The sequence below is a fragment of the Anoxybacillus pushchinoensis genome, assembly GCF_900111795.1.
GTDB classification, from domain to species: domain Bacteria; phylum Bacillota; class Bacilli; order Bacillales; family Anoxybacillaceae; genus Anoxybacillus; species Anoxybacillus pushchinoensis.
This window is the reverse complement of sequence record NZ_FOJQ01000018.1, coordinates 28158-46047: the sequence shown is the minus strand read 5'-3', so window position 1 is coordinate 46047 and position 17890 is coordinate 28158. Positions and strand designations below refer to the sequence as shown.

The window sequence follows — 17890 nt, the reverse complement described above, 5'->3', positions numbered from 1 at the left end:
CTCCTTTCTTTTGTATATGATAGAATAAGAATGTGGAGAAAACCGTTGAATCAAGGCACTCCAATCCCCGTTACTCGATGTAGGGAGTTGGTTGCAGGAAACGTTGCAACCGTAAAACATCGAGCGTACATCCGTCTGTTGTGCGTGGAAGTCAAGTACTGCCTACAGACATGCCGAGCCACTCGGTAGCGATATAGGCATGACCTATGTCGTTGGGTAGTCGTCAACCTGCCCCTGATGCAACCCCAAGTCAAGGAAGGAGGACGAAGTCCGTTCGCACTTCTGGGGAGTTGCAAGCCCCCGCTTCAAGCGTTAGCTAAGTGGGGGTAGTTGACTTCCGGCCCTCTCCTTTTTCAAGCACATATTTTATTGTTGCCACCGAACCAACGCCATACAGCGCATATTGAAGCCCTTTGACTAACACATCAAAAGAAAAAGCGCTGCTTTCGAATATGGAGAAAGCAACGCCTAGAAACACTGCAACAATTGGAATAAAACGATTAGGAATGTTTGTTGCTTCACGAATGGCATACAATAATACTGCTAGCGCCACATATGCCGTGAATTCAATCGAAAGAATCGCTTCCATTATTGAACGCCTCCCTGAATGATAAAAGTGAGTAACGCTCCCACAATACCGCCGATAATCAAACGCAAAATCCATGTTGTGTTGCTTTTGATCGCTGAAATATCTTCACGCATGTCTTTAATGTTGCTCTCCGCCACCGCAAGACGAGTTTTCACATCAACCATATCCGAGCGGAGCATATCCACATCCATTTCAAGTTTCGCGATGCGCTGTGCAAAAAAGTCGGGGTTAAAACCATCACCTGCCACGGGCTCCGACACACCCATGCATCCATGCTCCTATATAAAGGGGTGAATATTAAATACGTTTCCCGGCGGCTGGGGCATAAAGATATTGTGACCACCTTACAAACGTATTCGCACATTTTAGACGAGATGGAACAAAAAGAATCTCGGCAGGTTGATCTCGCGATGGAGGAGCTCTACCATGCAAAATAGCCGTGCAAAATTCGTGCAAAATTTTTTCGAATTCTATCGTTTTCAATCGGATTTTCGAAAAATAAAAAACGACCGCAAACGCAGTCGTATCAAGGGTTTGGTGATTTTTAATCTGAACCATCGAGATAAAAAAAACGCCCTCGGCAGGATTCGAACCCACGCTAAGAGAACCGGAATCTCTCGTGCTATCCACTACACTACGAGGGCGCAATGATAAATGCACTTACCATTATAGTGAACACATAAAAAAATTGCAAGAGAAATGACGTTTAAAATTTTAGGAAGAGGAAACGATGGAAGAAGGGATGTAGAAGAAAAAAAGCGAATACATATAAGCAGAAGGTGTTTTATTTGACCTTTATTGACCTTTTTTGTATGATAGAAGTACATAAAAAACGATTTATTGGAGGAGGAAAAGTATGAATTTAATTCCTACAGTCATTGAACAAACGAGTCGCGGAGAACGCGCATATGACATTTACTCTCGCTTATTAAAAGACCGCATCATCATTTTAGGAAGCGCGATTGATGACCACGTCGCAAACTCAATCGTTTCTCAACTTTTATTTTTAGCAGCAGAAGATCCTGAAAAAGATATTTCTCTTTACATTAACAGTCCGGGTGGATCCATTACAGCCGGCATGGCAATTTACGACACGATGCAATTTATTAAACCAGACGTATCAACGATTTGTATCGGTATGGCTGCTTCTATGGGCGCATTTTTACTCGCAGCGGGCGCCAAAGGAAAACGGTTTGCGTTACCAAATAGCGAAATTATGATTCATCAGCCGCTTGGTGGCGTACAAGGTCAAGCGACAGAAATTGAAATTGCTGCAAAGCGTATTTTATTCTTGCGTGACAAGTTAAATCGCATCTTGTCCGAAAACACAGGACAACCGATCGAAGTCATTGAGCGTGATACGGATCGCGACAACTTTATGACGGCAGAAAAGGCGAAAGAATACGGTTTAATCGACCGCGTATTAACACGCGTAGATGAGAAATAAAAACAAGGCGGTGCAACCGCCTTGTTTTTATTCTTGTTCAACGTATTTCACGAGCTTGTTTAGCGCTTCCTGCTCATCTGGACCGTCAGCATAAATCGTGATTACTGCCCCTGTATGGATCGCTAAGCTCATTAATCCCATAATGCTTTTCGCATTCACTTTTTTGCCGTCCTTCTCAATATAAACATCGGCTGAAAAACGGTTCGCTTCTTGAACAAACAACGCTGCTGGACGCGCTTGTAATCCTGTTTTTAACCGTACTTCTACTTGTTTTTCCACCATCACACATTCCTCCCATAGTTACAAAGATTTATGAAAATCAATCGGCTGGCCCGCACGGAGTCGTTCAGCAATTTCGTCTAGTTTTCGCAGACGATGGTTAATTCCTGACTTGCTAATTTTCCCTCCGGAAACCATTTCACCGAGTTCTTTCAATGTTACATCTTGATACTCAATGCGCAATTTCGCAATTTCACGAAGTTTTTCTGGCAGTTGATCGAGCCCAATCGTCTCGTCGATATACCGAATGTTTTCGACTTGGCGCAACGCTGCTCCAATGGTTTTATTTAAATTAGCTGTTTCGCAATTAACGAGCCGATTGACCGAATTGCGCATATCGCGCACGATGCGTACATCTTCAAAGCGCAACAACGCTTGATGTGCCCCGATAATGCTTAAAAACTCCGCAATTTTTTCCGCTTCTTTTAAATACGTAATAAACCCTTTTTTTCTTTCTAACGTGCGTGCATGTAAATGGAACGTCGTGTTCATCAGTTCACAAAGCGATTCGTTATGTTCGCGATACAGCGAAAAAACTTCTAAATGATACGACGACGTTTCCGGGTTATTGACAGACCCTCCAGCTAAAAAGGCACCGCGCAAGTACGAGCGCTTGCAACATTTTTTTTGCACAAGCTCTTGTGAAATGGAATGAACGAACGAAAACCCTTCTTCCATAATTTTTAAATCAGATAATAGTTCATTCGTCCCTTCAACGACGCGTACAATATATACATTGTTTTTCTTTAGGCGCATTTTTTTACGTACAAGTAATTCGACAGCTACATCATATCCTTTTTTCAATAACGTATAAATTCGCCGAGCAATTGCTGCGTTTTCCGTTTGAATATTTAACAGTAAACGCCGATTGGAAAATGAAATAGAGCCATTCATTCGAATTAAAGCGGATAATTCTGCTTTTAAACAACACGTTTTCACTTCTATATTCGTCAACTCTTTTTTCGTTTCCGATGCAAATGACAACCACTTCACCTCCTATCAATGTATGTCGTGCGAAGGAGGTGCAAGAAGCGAAACGAGCAACGCCGCTACTTTTTTCGTATCGTGACGCACCGTTCCATCTCGCTCATCAATGATCGCATCACAAATAACCTGCAAACCGAGCGCCTCTAATTCAGCTGTATCACAAACGACCGGAGCCGCAAGTTCTTTCGCATAGCGCTCTTTCGTTTCTGGTAAAATCGGCGCGTCGTTTACAATGACAGCATCTAAAAAGGCACATGCCATATGATCATATAGCGCTTTCACATGATCGCTCGCCGTATAGTTTAACGTTTCTCCTGCTTGAGTCATGACGTTGCATATATATACTTTTTTCGCTTTTGATCGGCATACCTCTTCGCCAATTTTAGGAACGAGTAAGTTCGGTAAAATGCTTGTATACAAGCTCCCAGGTCCGATGACAATTAAATCGGCTGTTTGTAATTCTGTAATCGTCTCATTGAGCGGTTCAATATGTTCTGGGGTTAGAAAGACGCGCTTAATTTTTTTTCCGAAATACGGGATTTTTGACTCACCTGATACAATTGTCCCATCTTCCATTTCCGCATGCAACACAACGCTTTCATTGGCTGCCGGCAACACTTTTCCACGCACATTCAACACTTTTCCCATTTCGCGAACCGCATGCACAAAATCGCCAGTAATTGACGTCATCGCTGCTAAAATTAAATTCCCAAGCGAATGACCTGACAACCCATTTCCGTTTTCGAACCGATGTTGAAACAATTCAATAATGAGCGGCTCGACGTCAGAAAGAGCAGCAAGCACGTTTCGAATATCTCCAGGCGGGGGCATATCAAGTTCGTCACGCAATCTTCCTGAGCTCCCACCATCATCTGCGACAGTTACGATGGCGGTTAAATCAACATCATATTGTTTCAGCCCGCGCAGCAAAACAGGAAGCCCCGTTCCCCCACCGATGACAACTATTTTTTTCATCGGTGCGTATCCTTTCTTTTTGCAATATCTCGATGAAACACGTGCGTTGTATATTCATGCGCAAAGTGGCGTGCAATATACTCAGCTAACGTAACCGAACGGTGTTGCCCGCCCGTGCATCCGACCGCAATGACAACTTGACTTTTTCCTTCCCGTTTATAGTGCGGGAGCATAAACGAAAGCAAATCTGTTACTTTTTCAATAAATTTTTGCGTTTCCGTCCACTTTAATACGTAAGACGATACTTCTTCATCTAATCCTGTTTTCGGACGCATATGTTCAATGTAATGCGGATTTGGTAAGAAGCGGACATCAAAAACGAGATCTGCATCAATCGGTAAACCGTATTTAAATCCGAACGAGACGACATTGACAGAAAATGTTGTCGTCGCCGGTGTCGCAAATGTTTGCACAATTTTTTCGCGCAGCTCGCGCGGCTTTAGGCTAGACGTATCAATAATCATTTGAGCACGCCCTTTTAACTCTTCAAGCAATTGGCGCTCTAGCCGAATGCCTTCAAGCGGCAATCCGCTCGGTGCAAGCGGATGAGAACGGCGCGTTTCTTTATAGCGGCTCACGAGCGTAGCATCGCTTGCATCTAAAAACAAAATTTGCGGTGCCACCCATGACGTTTCTGCTAAATCATCAAGCGCGGCAAAAAGACGGTCGAAAAAGTCGCGGCTGCGCAAATCCATAACAAGTGCAATTTTATTCATTTTATTGCCCGATTCCCGAATTAATTCGAGAAACTTTGGCAACAATGTCGGCGGTAAGTTATCGACACAAAAATAGCCTAAGTCCTCAAAGCTTTGGATCGCGACCGTCTTCCCCGCCCCCGACATTCCTGTAATAATCACCATTTGAACGTGTGCTGAGCCTTTGCTCATCGCCCTCTCCCCTTTCTTTAACTCGGATCAAGCCGGTAAGACAACAACTCAAATTCCTCTGTATACGTGAATGTGCCGTACATAATGCCCGTGCCTTTCACGACATAGTCAATAATATGGTAATCGCCTGGCGCCATCGGCAACGTCGATATATGTTCAATTGGATGCCAAGCGAGCTCTCCTTCCTCACATTGTAATACGTTTTCCCCTTCAAAATGTTCCGCAAAAAACGTAAACATCATCCATTCCGAAACGACTTCTTCCCCTCGTTTCATTACAAACGTGAATACCCCTTTTAATTGTGGATTTTTAATGTATAAACCTGTTTCCTCGCGGTATTCACGAATACACGCTTCTCGTATAGATTCTCCTTGCTCCATTTTCCCGCCCGGCGCGACCCACCAACCACGCCGCGGTTTTTTTAACAAGAGAATGCGTCCGTCTTTCACTAATACACAGTTCGTTACTCGTTGCAACGTCCGTTCACCTCAAATAACAATAATAAAGATGTTTTTTTCATTATACTATTTCTTACAAACGGTCACAAAGTATAAATTTTGAAACGTTTTCACGTCCATCACAAAAAGAAAGCACGGGACGAGAGCCCGTGCCAACAAGTATATATAAAAAGGGGGTCAATTACTTACTTTTATCATACTCTTTTATTGTTTCAAGCGTGTTACAGTTCAATTAAAGCCACATTACGTTTTCATTACTGAATGTTAAGCTTTTCCTTTAATTCTTCTACGTAATGTTGTGCACTTTGCGCCGCAATGCTTCCGTCGCCTGTTGCTGTAACAATTTGACGGAGCGACTTTTCACGAACATCCCCTGCCGCGAAAATGCCAGGCACTTTCGTTTCCATCCGTTCATTCGTTTCGATATAGCCGTTCTCGTTTGTAATGCCTAACGAAGCAAACGGTTTTGTTAAAGGCACCATACCGATGTAAATAAACACGCCATCACACGGAAACTCGCGCTCTTCTCCTGTTTGCGTATGAACGAGCGTTACGCTACCCACGCGACCGTCTTTTTCGTGAATTTGTTTCACCGTATGATTCCAAATAAAATCAATTTTTTCATTCGCAAATGCGCGCTGCTGTAAAATTTTTTGTGCGCGCAGCTGATCGCGACGGTGGACAATCGTCACTTTACTTGCAAAGCGCGTCAAATATACACCTTCTTCAACAGCCGAATCTCCACCGCCAACGACGACAAGCTCTTTTCCTTTAAAAAAGGCTCCGTCACATACGGCACAGTATGAAACGCCACGTCCCCCTAATTCTTTTTCGCCAGGCACACCAAGTTTTTTGTACTCTGCCCCCGTCGCAATGATGATCGCACGAGCTTTATATTGTTGGTTGCTCGTCACAACCGTTTTATATTGTTCGCCGTCAATGACTTCTTTTACATCACCGTATGCGTATTCAGCACCAAACTTTTTCGCATGCTCGAACATTTTTGACGCCAATTCCGGTCCAAGAATATGATCATATCCCGGATAATTTTCCACCTCTTCTGTATTGGCCATTTGCCCACCGGGAACGCCACGCTCTAACATGAGCGTTGACAAGTTCGCACGCGATGTATATACCGCCGCCGTCATTCCTGCAGGCCCAGCACCGATAATAATTACGTCATACACTTTTTCTTGTGACACGTCTTCTTCACCCTTTCCGCATAAACAAATCTTCATTTTATCTTTTCCATATGTCTATCGTAATACAACAAAACAAAAGGGTCTATTAACTTGCTCATCCGTGCCACTTCTGTTTCATAACTTTCACATACTTTCCGATCGTTGCTACTGACACCCCATAACGTTCTGCAAGCATTCGTTGTGTCACACGCTCACCACGACGTTTACGAAACATATATTCAAACGCCGCTGCCCATCCTTCGTGATTAGAAAACGAATCGATTTCTTTTATTGCCTCGATAAAAAAAGAAAACCAAGCAATATATAACGGCTCATATTCAAATCCGTTATGTTGAATGAGCAACGTTACAATACGATGCGCATCTATCACACATGATGACGTTTGCCGTCCATCGTATACATAATCGCTCCACTGCTGTAAAAGCGGATGAGACCATGACTGTTTCGGAAACGGGCAATCGTTTTTCATAAATGATTTGCTGATTAAATATAGCGCATACATCGAAGAAGCTACATCTTGTTTTTCGAACAACGCTTGAATATGTTCAATCGTCTGCTCACGATAACGCCACGGTTCACTCCCTTGTTTATCAGGATGAAGCGAAACTAACTTTTTCCACATCGTCTCCGCTAACGAACAATACCCCATATGATACGCTGCATACGCATACCAATAATAAAATGGAGCATCGCCTTCAAAACCGCGGCGTTGTAGCTGACGCAACCATTGAAAAGCTAAGTCGTAGCGCCCAACAATCGCGAACGTAACGCCGAGCTTATATCGATGCTCAAATGAAATAGGATGCACATTTTGCAGCAACTGAGTGAGTGAGAAAAGCCGTCCATGCTCTTGTAAATAATAAGAAAACACTGCATCGTTACAAAGCGCATGCAAATTGCCTGGATTTTGTTTCAAAATATATTCAATCATTTGTCTCGCTTTTCCGATATTCCCTTGATAAAAATAGGCAAGCGCTAAATTGTTGTACGCAGCCCAATTTTCTGGATGTTGCTCAATCATTTCTTCAAATAAAGCGATCGCTTCTTGAAACTCCCCTTTTTCAAGCAATGTGTGCGCCTGTTCTTGTTTCATTAATATATCATCATAATTGAGCCATTCTTCATCTTCTTGCTCAATCGTTAAAATATCTAATAAATCAAGCGTATACTCCGCAAATTCCCCATCAGGCTCACATTCCATATAGCGCTCAGCATATTTCATCGCCTCGCCGAACAATCCTAAATGGGCATAGTTGTTGGCTAAAAAATAAAAACACTCCGTTAACTGATCGTCACGCTCAACGATGCGCAATAACCATTCGTTCGATTGCGCATATTCCCCCAATTCTGACAATATAATCGCCAATTGACACGCGAACGCGCTCTGCTCTGGTTCAAGTTGCACCGCACGTTGCAAATACGCTTTCGCTTTATGCAAATCACGTCGGCGATAATATGTTAAACCTTTATTAAAAAAGTACGTACCGTCTTGAATAAACGGAATCACTTTCCCGACACGTTTTTGCAAATGTTTTTCCATCGAACCCTCCATGTTGATTTCATTCACCGAAAGACAGTATACCACATTTTCGCTTCAGAACAACATGGATGGGAAAAAAAGCATTAACGATGGCGCTCAGCTAATACGGAAAGAACATCATCGAGCGACACGCGCTGCTCGCGCAACAAAACGAGCAAATGATACAATAAATCTGCCGCTTCCCATCGCAGTTCTTCTTTTGAACGGTTTTTAGCTGCGATAATGACTTCAGCCGCTTCTTCCCCAACCTTTTTAGCGATTTTGTCGATTCCTTTGTCAAATAAATATGTCGTATACGATCCTTCAGGACGTTTCGCTTCCCGTTCTGCAATAACCGACTCTAGCACATTTAAAATTGCAAAGCGATCACGCTTGACCGCAGGCTTTTCATCGCTTAAGCGGCGGTGAAAACAAGAGTATTCCCCCGTATGGCACGCTGGCCCGTGCGGTTCAACGAGAACAAGAAGGGCATCGGCGTCACAGTCGTAGCGAATATCAACAACTGTTTGTACATTTCCAGACGTTTCACCTTTATGCCAAAGCTGCTGGCGAGAGCGGCTATAAAACCATGTTTCCTTCGTTTCCAACGTTTTTTGCAACGATTGCTCGTTCATATACGCTAACGTTAATACTTCTTTACTATGTGCATCTTGTACGATCGCCGGTACAAGCCCTTGCTCATTAAAACGAATGTGTTCGATGTTCATCGCACATTTACCCCCTGTTCACGTACGTACTGTTTCACTTGTTGCACGGACGTTTCTTGATAATGAAAAATCGAAGCAGCTAACGCAGCGTCTGCTCGGCCAATTTGAAACACGTCGACAAAATGTTGGGCGCACCCTGCCCCTCCAGATGCAATGACAGGAACCGATACCGCCTCGCTTACTCGCTTAGTAAGCTCTATGTCAAACCCGTCTTTTCCCCCATCGCGATCCATACTTGTCAACAAAATTTCCCCCGCGCCGCGCCTCACAACTTCTTTCGCCCATGCGACAACTTCCCATTCTGTTGGACGCCGTCCACCGTGCGTATACACGCGCCAAGAACGAAGCTCCAGGTCGTATTTAGCATCGATCGCCACAACGATACATTGCGTACCAAAAAATTGTGCCCCTTCGTTAATGAGGTCTGGACGGAGGACGGCAGATGTGTTGATCGATACTTTGTCTGCTCCCGAACGTAAAATCGCTTTCATATCTTCCACCGTTTGAATGCCGCCCCCTACTGTAAAAGGGATGGCAAGCTGTGCCGCCACGCGTTTGACGACATCGACCATCGTTTTTCGTCCTTCATGAGAGGCGGAAATGTCTAAAAATACAAGCTCGTCCGCTCCTTGTTCATCGTATGCGCGCGCAAGCTCTACCGGATCACCTGCATCGCGCAACGAAACGAATTGCACCCCTTTAACTACACGGCCGTCTTTTACATCTAAACAAGGAATAATGCGCTTCGTAATCATTCCTCCACCGCCTTTAACGCCTCAGCAACTGTAAACTGCTCTGTATATAGCGCCTTGCCAACAATCGCACCCGCGATCCCTTCTCGTTCCCATCGTTTTAAAGCGCGCAAATCATCGAGCGATCGTATACCACCAGAAGCGATGACATGCTTGTTCGTCGCTTGAGCGAGCCGGACGACCGCTTCAACATTCGGCCCCGACAACATTCCGTCCGTGGCGATATCAGTAAAAATAAACGTCTCCGCCCCTGCTTCTGCAAGTTGTTTGCCAAGTTCAACCGCTTCGATTGTTGACGTATGCGTCCATCCTTCCGTTGCCACAAATCCGTTTTTCGCATCAATCCCGATGACAATTTGTTCACCGTACGTGCGAAGCATCGCTTTCACAAACGAAGGATTCGAGATGGCGGCACTCCCTAAAATGACGCGCGCCACTCCTTTTTCTAAGTAGTACGCCACATCTTCTTCCGTGCGAATGCCTCCACCAACTTGAACGCTCACCCCAAGCGTCTTTGCTACTTCAACGACGAACGTATCATTCATTCGTCTACCTTCCTTCGCCCCATCTAAATCGACCATATGAATCCATGTCGCACCTTGTGAAACGAACGAACGAGCCATTTCAACTGGGGAATGACCGTATACCGTTTCTCGATTGTAATCTCCTTGTATAAGGCGAACGCACTTCCCACCGCGCATATCGATAGCCGGATAAATAGTAAACATTAGCTTTTCTTCCTTTCTACGATTCTCGCATAGTTTTGCAATAGACGCATGCCGAGTTCGCCGCTTTTTTCCGGATGAAATTGCATGCCGAATACGTTGCCCCGTCCAACAATCGCAGGAACAGTTACATCATATTGTGCGCTAGCTAGTACAACTGTTGGATCGCTCGTTTGCACGTAATAGGAATGAACAAAATATACGTGCCCTCGCTCAACATCATCAAAAAGCGAAGATGGTTGATGAAAAACGAGCTCATTCCATCCCATATGTGGTACTTTATATCGTTCTCCCTCTTTCGTCACACCGCTAAAACGAACGACGCGACCTGGAAGCAACTTTAAGCCAGACGTCAAACCGTTTTCTTCACTTTCTTCAAACAATAGTTGCATCCCTAAACAAATGCCAAGAAGCGGTTTTCCTTCTGCCACTTGTTCACGGATAAACGAATGTAGCTTCGTTTCGATTAAAATGTGCATCGCATCTTTAAACGAACCGACCCCCGGTAAAATGAAACCATCAGCTTGACGCAACGCTTGTTGCTCATGTTCAACGATATACGGTACATTGAGCCGTTCTAACGCTTTACTAACGCTATACAAATTTCCCATGCCGTAATCAATGATGCCGATCATTTATAACATTCCTTTCGTTGACGGTACAGATTTCACACGCGGATCGATTATCGTTGCCTCATCGAGCGCACGAGCGAGCGCTTTAAATACCGCTTCAATCATATGATGCGTATTCCGTCCGTAATGAACGATGACATGCACATTCATTCGTGCTTCTAACGCAAGTTTCCATAAAAATTCATGCACTAACTCTACGTCAAACGACCCGACTTTTTGACTTGGAAATTCACCACGAAACTCAAGATGCGGGCGATTGCTCACATCAATGACGACTTGCGCTAACGCATCATCCATCGGGACGAAGGCGTTTCCATATCGCTTTATCCCTTTTTTATCACCGAGCGCTTCTCGAATCGCTTGCCCTAAACAAATGCCGATATCTTCCGTCGTATGATGATCGTCAATGTGGGTATCTCCTTTCGCACGAACAGACAAATTAAAATGTCCATGCTTTGTAAATAAGTCAAGCATATGAGTTAAAAACGGCACCCCTGTTTCCAACTCTGCTTTTCCTTCCCCATCAACCGCAAACGTAAGCTCAATTTGCGTTTCATTTGTCACTCGTTTCACCGTTGCTGTCCGCATCATTTTTCACCCCTTTTTAGCCGTTCCTCTACTGCTCTTGCGTGCGCCTCTAGCCCTTCCAGTCGCGCAAATGTAGCGATTTTTTCCGCATGTTGTCGCCATGCCTGTTCGCTATAAAAGACGACGCTTGATTTTTTCATAAACGCCTCAACTGTTAGCCCAGATGAAAAACGGGCAGTTCCATTTGTCGGCAACACGTGATTTGTGCCTGCAAAATAATCTCCAACCGGTTCGGAACTGTACGATCCTAGAAAAATCGCACCGGCATGTCGAATGGCGCTTAACATTTCAAACGGTTCCGCTGTCATAATTTCTAAATGTTCTGGCGCTAATTCGTTCACGACATCAATGGCTTGTTTCATCGTATCCGTTACATAAATGACGCCATATTCATCAAGCGCTTTTTGTGCGATCGTTTTTCTAGGAAGAGTAGCAAGTTGTTTGTCGACTTCTTCCTCTACTTTTAAAGCAAGCGATAAAGACGGTGTAACAAATATGCTGACCGCTCGCTCATCATGTTCCGCCTGCGATAATAAATCAGCGGCAATTTCGTTTGGCTTCGCTGTTTCATCGGCGAGCACAACAATTTCGCTTGGTCCTGCAATCATATCAATGTCGACTTGACCGAACACTTCCCTTTTGGCAAGCGCAACATAAATGTTGCCAGGACCAAATATTTTATCGACTGGCTCAATCGTTTCTGTACCGTATGCTAAAGCGGCGATCGCTTGCGCCCCACCAACTTTATATATTTCTTGCACACCGAGTTCACACGCTGCTACGAGCACGACAGCTGGCAACGTTCCGCGCTCGTTCGGCGGAGAAACGATGACAATACGTTTCACTCCAGCTACTTGCGCCGGGATGACATTCATCAACACCGATGACGGATAAGCGGCTGTGCCGCCGGGAACATATAAACCGACCGCATCAAGCGGTGTCACTTTTTGTCCGAGAATCGTTCCGTCTTCACGTGTCATAAACCATGACGTTGCGCGTTGCCGCTCATGATATTCGCGAATGTTTTGTGCCGCTTCGCGAATAATATGCACGATGTGTTCGTCGACTAGCCAATATGCTTCTTCAATTTCTTCTTGCGTAACAGCAAGCGTATCGAGACATATGCCATCAAACATTTCCGTATATTTTTTTAACGCCGCGTCTCCGTTATTGCGCACATCCTCAATCACGCGCTTCACCGCTTGTCTTTGCTCTTCTGTACCGCTTTCAATCGTCCGTCGAAGCGAAACCGTCCCTGTTACACGTTCAATTCTCATTGTTTCTCCCCTCTCTCAATCGCATCGGTTAACCGATCAACCATTTGTTCAATTGCACGATCTTGCATGCGATAACTCACTGGATTAACAATAAAGCGCGATGTGACATGAACAATGCGTTCTAATTCCACAAGTCCATTTTCTTTTAGCGTTCGCCCTGTCGAAACAATATCAACGATGCGCTCAGCTAAGCCGATGAGCGGGGCTAGCTCAACAGATCCATTTAATTTAATAATCTCTACTTGTTCGCCTTGCTCACGAAAATATGTGGAGGCGATGTGAGGATATTTTGTTGCGACTCTTGGAGCGACCGGGTGGACGCGCGTATTCGGCAATCCCGCCACCGCCAAATAACAAGGACTAATGCGCAAATCTAATATTTCATACACATCGCGTTCTTCTTCAAGAAGCACATCTTTGCCCGCAATGCCAACATCAGCAACGCCATGTTCAACATATGTAACGACGTCCATCGGCTTCGCTAAAATGAAGCGAAGCTGTTCATTTGGCACATCAATCATGAGCTTGCGTGAATGCTCTAAGTCATCAGGGATGTCATAACCCGCTTGTTTTAATAAGAAAAGCGCCTCTGAAAAAATGCGCCCTTTAGGCATCGCAACGGTCAACATGATCGTTCATCCTTTCCGTGTTTCCCTAATACGTACACAACATCGTCAAAAGCGGCAGTAAATTGATCCATATCCCGAACACCTGCCACTTGTTGCAAAACAACTTTTTCTCCTCTTTGTCTCATTTCTTTCGCTTTTGCATACGCCTCTGCAAAACGTTCTTGGCTAAACATAATACACGTCGTTTTTCCTTGTTGTTGTTTTTCACCGAGCGCCTCCATTAGCCGATCTAATCGGACGCTAAACCCTGTCGCAGGGGACGGACGATGAAATTTAGCGAGCAATTCATCGTATCGACCGCCGTTGCCGAGTAAAAACCCGACGTTTTCTGCATACACCTCAAAAAGCACACCCGTGTAATAGCTCATATGGCTCACTAAGCTCATATCGAGTTTCACCATATCGGCAACGCCATATTGTTTCACATGCTCGCATAACTGCTTTAGCTCATCGAGGGCGCGATGTTCTTCTTCTGTCATCGCGAATGCTTTTGCTTCTGCCACGGCTTCCTCACCGCCGCGCAACGTTAAAAGACGTAAAAGACGGTCGCGGTCAATCGAAGAAAGCGGCAACGATTTCACGTGTTCACGATAACCGACATAGTTTTTTTCGTACAAAAAACGGCGCAACGTTTCCACCCGTTGTTCATGGCGTAAAATATCGAAAAACAATGCATCGACGTAACCAATGTGGCCGATCGTTACTGTAAAATGGCGTAATCCTGCGCGCTGTAAAGCAAAAATCATTAAGCTGATCACTTCCGCATCAGCATACGTCGTGCCGTCGCCGATATATTCGACACCTACTTGCTCAAACTCTGCGGGGCGTCCTCCTTCTCGATGCTGAGCGCGAAAAACATTTGCCGCATACGCTAAACGAAGCGGACAACCTTCCTCATATAGCTTCGAGGCTGCTAAACGAGCAATCGGGGCCGTCATATCGGGACGTAAAACGAGCGTATGCCCTTCACGATCAAGCAATTTAAATAGTTGCTGATCTAAAATGGCGGAGGCAGAACCGACCGTTTCATCGTATTCTAACGTAGGGGTTTCAATAAACGAATATCCCCACGTTTCGATTTCTTCCATCATCGCTTCACGCAACCTACGTTTAATTTGATATACGTCCGGTAACGTATCACGCATGCCAAGCGGCTTCTCAAACATAAATACTCTCATCGTTTGTCCCGTCCTTCTTTTTGCTTTAGTTCGCTAATATATTAGCAAATTAAAGATTGTTATTTGTAGTTTACTCCCCGTTTTTCATTTCGTCAACTACAAACTCATTCGATTTTTTTCGATGTGATTCCTTTATAAAAAAACGTCTTAGCGTTCGCTAAGACGAATAATTTGCATCGGATTGCCGCCGACAAATGCGCCAGCTGGCACATCGCGGTGCACAAGCGTACCTGCAGCAACAACAGCACCATCACCGATCGTGACCCCCGGCAAAATGGTTGTATTCGCCCCGATCATCACATCATCGCCAATGATCACATCTCCAAGCCGATACTCATTTACTAAATATTCATGCGCTAAAATGGTCGTATTGTAACCAATGATCGTGTTGTTGCCAATGCGAATTTTTTCCGGAAACAAAATATCAGGCATGACCATAAACGCAAGCGCCGTATGTTCGCCGATGTCCATGCGTAAAAACGTGCGATACAGCCAATTTTTCAAAGGAAAAAACGGCGTATAGCGTCCGATCAAAATAACGATGACGTTTTTTAACACCTTCCAGAACGAAACGGTTCGATATACTTGCCATAACGAGTTCGTTCCTTTTACATCATAGCGTGTCGTCCGTCTCAACGCGATGCCACCCCTAAAATGCTCAATAAATCGCTCATTTTTTCGAGCATCATATCTGGCTCATATGTCGCCAAATGTTCGCGGCCTTTAATCGTCCAAGCAACTCCTGCTGTTTTTGTTCCCGCATGTTTCCCTGCTAAAATATCGTGGTGATTATCCCCCACCATTAACGTTTCCTCTGGCTTTGCCCGTAAACAAGCAAGCGCTTTTTCGATCGGTTCAGGATGCGGCTTCGCATGCTCAACATCATCGAGCGTAACGATACATTCGAAAAACGAATCTAGCTTCGTTAACTTTAAGCCCATATTGACTGTATGACGAATTTTCGTCGTCACAATGCCGAGCTTGAATCCGTGTTCATGTAGCGTTCGTACCGTATCATATACCGTTTCATATTCTTTCACTAACGCATCGTGATGGGCATGATTAAACGCTCGATACGTCTCAATCATTTCATCGGCACGCTCTGGATCAATCGCCTCAAACGTATCGCGGAGCGGCGGTCCGATAAAAGCGAGCACATCTTCACGCGTATATTGATTCGGATAGTAACGGTTGAGCGTATGTAAAAATGATTCAATAATTAAATCGTTCGTATTAATGAGCGTTCCGTCTAAGTCAAATAAAATCGTGTTAATATTCATACGTCGCTTCCTTTCTTTTTCGTTGTTCCATTCGATTCCAAATAAAACTTAACGTAGCTGTAAGCAAAATTGCCGTTGTTAGCCGAATGACTAAAAGCGGCCATACTGGAATGCCAAGCGGCACAAATAACAACGTATCTTCTACAACCGCATGACAAGCAACTAAAAATAAAAATGTTAACGTTAAATCTTTTTTCGACACACCGTCTTCCTTTACCGCTTGAATCATGACTCCTGCACCATAAGCGAGACCGAACAACAAGCCGGCCGCCATCGTAAGCGACGCGTTTTCGCGAATGCCAAGCATTCGTGTAAATGGAGACAACCATGTAGAAAACGTATCTAGCCACTTTAATTCTTTTAACACTTGAATAGCGATCATAAGCGGAATAATAATGAGCGCTAACTGCCCAATACCATATATCGCCTTTTCGACCCCTGTCCAAATGATTTCTCCCCACGTATGCGGCGTTGTCGAAGATTGCGGCATAAAGCCGTACTTCGCCATTTGTTCTCCGCCATCCCATAACACATGAATAAGCCAAGCGGACGTAAACGCTAAACCGACGCGCACAGCAACCGTCCACCATACACGAACGCCTACTTGGGCGGCAACAGCCGACTCAACGAGCATATTGTGCGAGAACGACAGCATAACAGCTAAAATAAATGCTTCTTTCACCGTCAAATCCATCGTTAACATCGCACCAATGCCCGCATACAAATTCAAAAAATTACCAAGCACAAGCACGAGAGCGGCATCGCCCGGCAAACCGATCCAACGCATCATCGGCGTTAACACATTTGTCACCCATGGCAAAGCAGGGGAATATTGTAAAAGTGTCACTATGATCGTAATCGGAAAAATGACTTTTCCGAGCGTCCATGTCGTTTTTAATCCAACAAACAAACCCCTTTGCAGCAAAACCACTCACCCTTTCGACTTAGTCGTTATACCGCTCACTTGCCAAACCCTTCATGCGCCGCACGATGATCAAGCCAACAGCAACCAAAAGAAGCAAAAGCGAAATAAACTGCGCCATACGAATCGTTTCCGTCAACATTAAACTATCTGTGCGCAATCCTTCGATGAAAAAGCGTCCGATCGAATACCAAATCACATACGTTAAAAACAGCTCACCACGTCGTATATTTCGTCTTCGTAATGCAAGCAAAACGAGGAAACCAAGTACATTCCATATTGATTCATATAAAAATGTCGGATGATAGTACTGCCCTTGTATGTACATTTGGTTAATGATCCAATCTGGCAAATATAAACTTTCTAAAAATTCGCGCGATACAGGTCCACCGTGCGCTTCTTGGTTCATAAAATTCCCCCAACGTCCAATCGCCTGCCCTAAAATAATGCTTGGTGCTGCAATATCGGCTAGTTTCCAAAACGACAGCCCTCGTTTTTTAGCGAACACAACACCTGTTGCGATCGCACCAATTAAACCGCCATGAATGGCCAAGCCACCGTTCCAAATTTGCGGAATTTCACCTATATGTTTGGAATAGTAGTCCCATTGAAAAATAACGTAATACGCACGTGCACCTAAAATGGCAATCGGCACAGCAATTAACACAAGATCAACAAATGTTTCTTTTTGAATACCGAGCCGCTCGCTTTCTTTTGTTGCCAACCAAAGTCCAAGCAATACACCAGTCGCAATAATGACACCGTACCAATAAATTGTAATAGGACCGAGCTGAAAAAAGACTCGATCAAGTGGTTGGATATATAAAAACATGTTT

At 44.5% G+C, this 17890-nt stretch carries 22 protein-coding genes, 1 tRNA gene and 1 pseudogene; 2 read left to right on the top strand and 22 right to left on the bottom strand.

From position 1 onward, the window contains the following. Positions 1–316: 316 nt before the first annotated feature. Entirely contained in the window at positions 317–589 is a 273-nt protein-coding gene (locus tag BM213_RS07000) for a hypothetical protein (protein ID WP_091702366.1), read from the bottom strand. Continuing rightward, positions 589–780, bottom strand: a complete 192-nt coding sequence (locus BM213_RS06995; RefSeq protein ID WP_208601880.1) for a hemolysin XhlA family protein — start codon at positions 778–780, stop codon at positions 589–591. Before BM213_RS06995 ends, BM213_RS07000 begins: the two co-directional genes overlap by 1 nt. 21 nt (positions 781–801) lie before the next feature. Between BM213_RS06995 and BM213_RS14935 the strand changes: the two are divergent. Continuing rightward, a pseudogene (locus BM213_RS14935) lies at positions 802–1026 on the top strand (tyrosine-type recombinase/integrase); the annotation flags it as partial. 135 nt (positions 1027–1161) lie between these two features. On the opposite strand, the gene BM213_RS06985 reads toward BM213_RS14935, so the two are convergent. After that, a tRNA-Arg gene (locus BM213_RS06985) sits at positions 1162–1233 on the bottom strand. Positions 1234–1445: 212 nt separating this feature from the next. Between BM213_RS06985 and clpP the strand changes: the two genes are divergently transcribed. Next, complete coding sequence (clpP, locus tag BM213_RS06980; protein WP_003397299.1) at positions 1446–2036, top strand: ATP-dependent Clp endopeptidase proteolytic subunit ClpP; 591 nt, start codon at positions 1446–1448, stop codon at positions 2034–2036. A gap of 27 nt (positions 2037–2063) precedes the next feature. Here the strand turns inward: clpP and BM213_RS06975 are convergent, their stop codons facing one another. The 19 genes from BM213_RS06975 to lgt form a co-directional block, all read right to left on the bottom strand. Beyond that, positions 2064–2318 (bottom strand): HPr family phosphocarrier protein, encoded by a 255-nt coding sequence (locus BM213_RS06975; protein ID WP_003397301.1) that lies wholly within the window; start codon positions 2316–2318, stop codon positions 2064–2066. An 18-nt stretch (positions 2319–2336) separates the two neighbouring features. After that, a complete protein-coding gene (gene whiA / locus BM213_RS06970; RefSeq protein WP_091702361.1) occupies positions 2337–3299 on the bottom strand; it encodes a DNA-binding protein WhiA in 963 nt (320 codons plus the stop codon). A gap of 15 nt (positions 3300–3314) precedes the next feature. After that, the gene (locus tag BM213_RS06965; RefSeq protein WP_091702358.1) at positions 3315–4277 is read right to left on the bottom strand and encodes a gluconeogenesis factor YvcK family protein; all 963 of its coding nucleotides are present in this window, start codon (positions 4275–4277) and stop codon (positions 3315–3317) included. After that, the gene (rapZ, locus tag BM213_RS06960; RefSeq protein WP_091702355.1) at positions 4274–5164 is read right to left on the bottom strand and encodes an RNase adapter RapZ; all 891 of its coding nucleotides are present in this window, start codon (positions 5162–5164) and stop codon (positions 4274–4276) included. Before rapZ ends, BM213_RS06965 begins: the two co-directional genes overlap by 4 nt. A 17-nt stretch (positions 5165–5181) precedes the next feature. Then, positions 5182–5640: an 8-oxo-dGTP diphosphatase gene (locus BM213_RS06955; protein WP_003397305.1), complete on the bottom strand. Its 459-nt coding sequence runs from the start codon at positions 5638–5640 to the stop codon at positions 5182–5184. 236 nt (positions 5641–5876) lie between these two features. After that, positions 5877–6824: a thioredoxin-disulfide reductase gene (gene trxB / locus BM213_RS06950; protein ID WP_003397307.1), complete on the bottom strand. Its 948-nt coding sequence runs from the start codon at positions 6822–6824 to the stop codon at positions 5877–5879. Positions 6825–6918: 94 nt separating this feature from the next. Continuing rightward, positions 6919–8364: a tetratricopeptide repeat protein gene (locus BM213_RS06945; protein ID WP_091702353.1), complete on the bottom strand. Its 1446-nt coding sequence runs from the start codon at positions 8362–8364 to the stop codon at positions 6919–6921. An 83-nt stretch (positions 8365–8447) separates the two neighbouring features. Next, positions 8448–9071 (bottom strand): bifunctional phosphoribosyl-AMP cyclohydrolase/phosphoribosyl-ATP diphosphatase HisIE, encoded by a 624-nt coding sequence (hisIE, locus tag BM213_RS06940; protein ID WP_091702351.1) that lies wholly within the window; start codon positions 9069–9071, stop codon positions 8448–8450. Then, positions 9068–9826: an imidazole glycerol phosphate synthase subunit HisF gene (hisF, locus tag BM213_RS06935; protein ID WP_091702348.1), complete on the bottom strand. Its 759-nt coding sequence runs from the start codon at positions 9824–9826 to the stop codon at positions 9068–9070. Before hisF ends, hisIE begins: the two co-directional genes overlap by 4 nt. Beyond that, on the bottom strand, positions 9823–10551 hold the full coding sequence (hisA, locus tag BM213_RS06930; RefSeq protein ID WP_091702345.1) for a 1-(5-phosphoribosyl)-5-[(5-phosphoribosylamino)methylideneamino]imidazole-4-carboxamide isomerase: 729 nt from the start codon (positions 10549–10551) through the stop codon (positions 9823–9825). Before hisA ends, hisF begins: the two co-directional genes overlap by 4 nt. Next, positions 10551–11183 carry an imidazole glycerol phosphate synthase subunit HisH gene (gene hisH, locus BM213_RS06925; RefSeq protein WP_091702342.1) on the bottom strand — a complete coding sequence of 211 codons (633 nt, stop codon included), beginning with the start codon at positions 11181–11183 and terminating at the stop codon, positions 10551–10553. The genes hisA and hisH overlap by 1 nt, the downstream gene beginning before the upstream one ends. After that, positions 11184–11771 (bottom strand): imidazoleglycerol-phosphate dehydratase HisB, encoded by a 588-nt coding sequence (gene hisB, locus BM213_RS06920; RefSeq protein ID WP_091702340.1) that lies wholly within the window; start codon positions 11769–11771, stop codon positions 11184–11186. It lies immediately after the preceding gene. Then, a complete protein-coding gene (gene hisD / locus BM213_RS06915) occupies positions 11768–13045 on the bottom strand; it encodes a histidinol dehydrogenase (protein WP_091702337.1) in 1278 nt (425 codons plus the stop codon). The genes hisB and hisD overlap by 4 nt, the downstream gene beginning before the upstream one ends. After that, complete coding sequence (gene hisG, locus BM213_RS06910; RefSeq protein ID WP_003397317.1) at positions 13042–13674, bottom strand: ATP phosphoribosyltransferase; 633 nt, start codon at positions 13672–13674, stop codon at positions 13042–13044. Before hisG ends, hisD begins: the two co-directional genes overlap by 4 nt. Continuing rightward, complete coding sequence (locus BM213_RS06905) at positions 13668–14852, bottom strand: ATP phosphoribosyltransferase regulatory subunit (RefSeq protein WP_091702336.1); 1185 nt, start codon at positions 14850–14852, stop codon at positions 13668–13670. The genes hisG and BM213_RS06905 overlap by 7 nt, the downstream gene beginning before the upstream one ends. Before the next feature lie 147 nt (positions 14853–14999). Further along, positions 15000–15488, bottom strand: coding sequence for an acyltransferase (locus BM213_RS06900; RefSeq protein ID WP_003397319.1), 489 nt, complete (start codon positions 15486–15488; stop codon positions 15000–15002). Further along, complete coding sequence (ppaX, locus tag BM213_RS06895; protein ID WP_003397320.1) at positions 15485–16132, bottom strand: pyrophosphatase PpaX; 648 nt, start codon at positions 16130–16132, stop codon at positions 15485–15487. Before ppaX ends, BM213_RS06900 begins: the two co-directional genes overlap by 4 nt. Next, complete coding sequence (locus tag BM213_RS06890) at positions 16122–17057, bottom strand: nucleoside recognition domain-containing protein (protein WP_091702333.1); 936 nt, start codon at positions 17055–17057, stop codon at positions 16122–16124. Before BM213_RS06890 ends, ppaX begins: the two co-directional genes overlap by 11 nt. A 19-nt stretch (positions 17058–17076) precedes the next feature. After that, on the bottom strand, positions 17077–17886 hold the full coding sequence (gene lgt, locus BM213_RS06885; protein WP_091702331.1) for a prolipoprotein diacylglyceryl transferase: 810 nt from the start codon (positions 17884–17886) through the stop codon (positions 17077–17079). Positions 17887–17890: the final 4 nt, after the last annotated feature.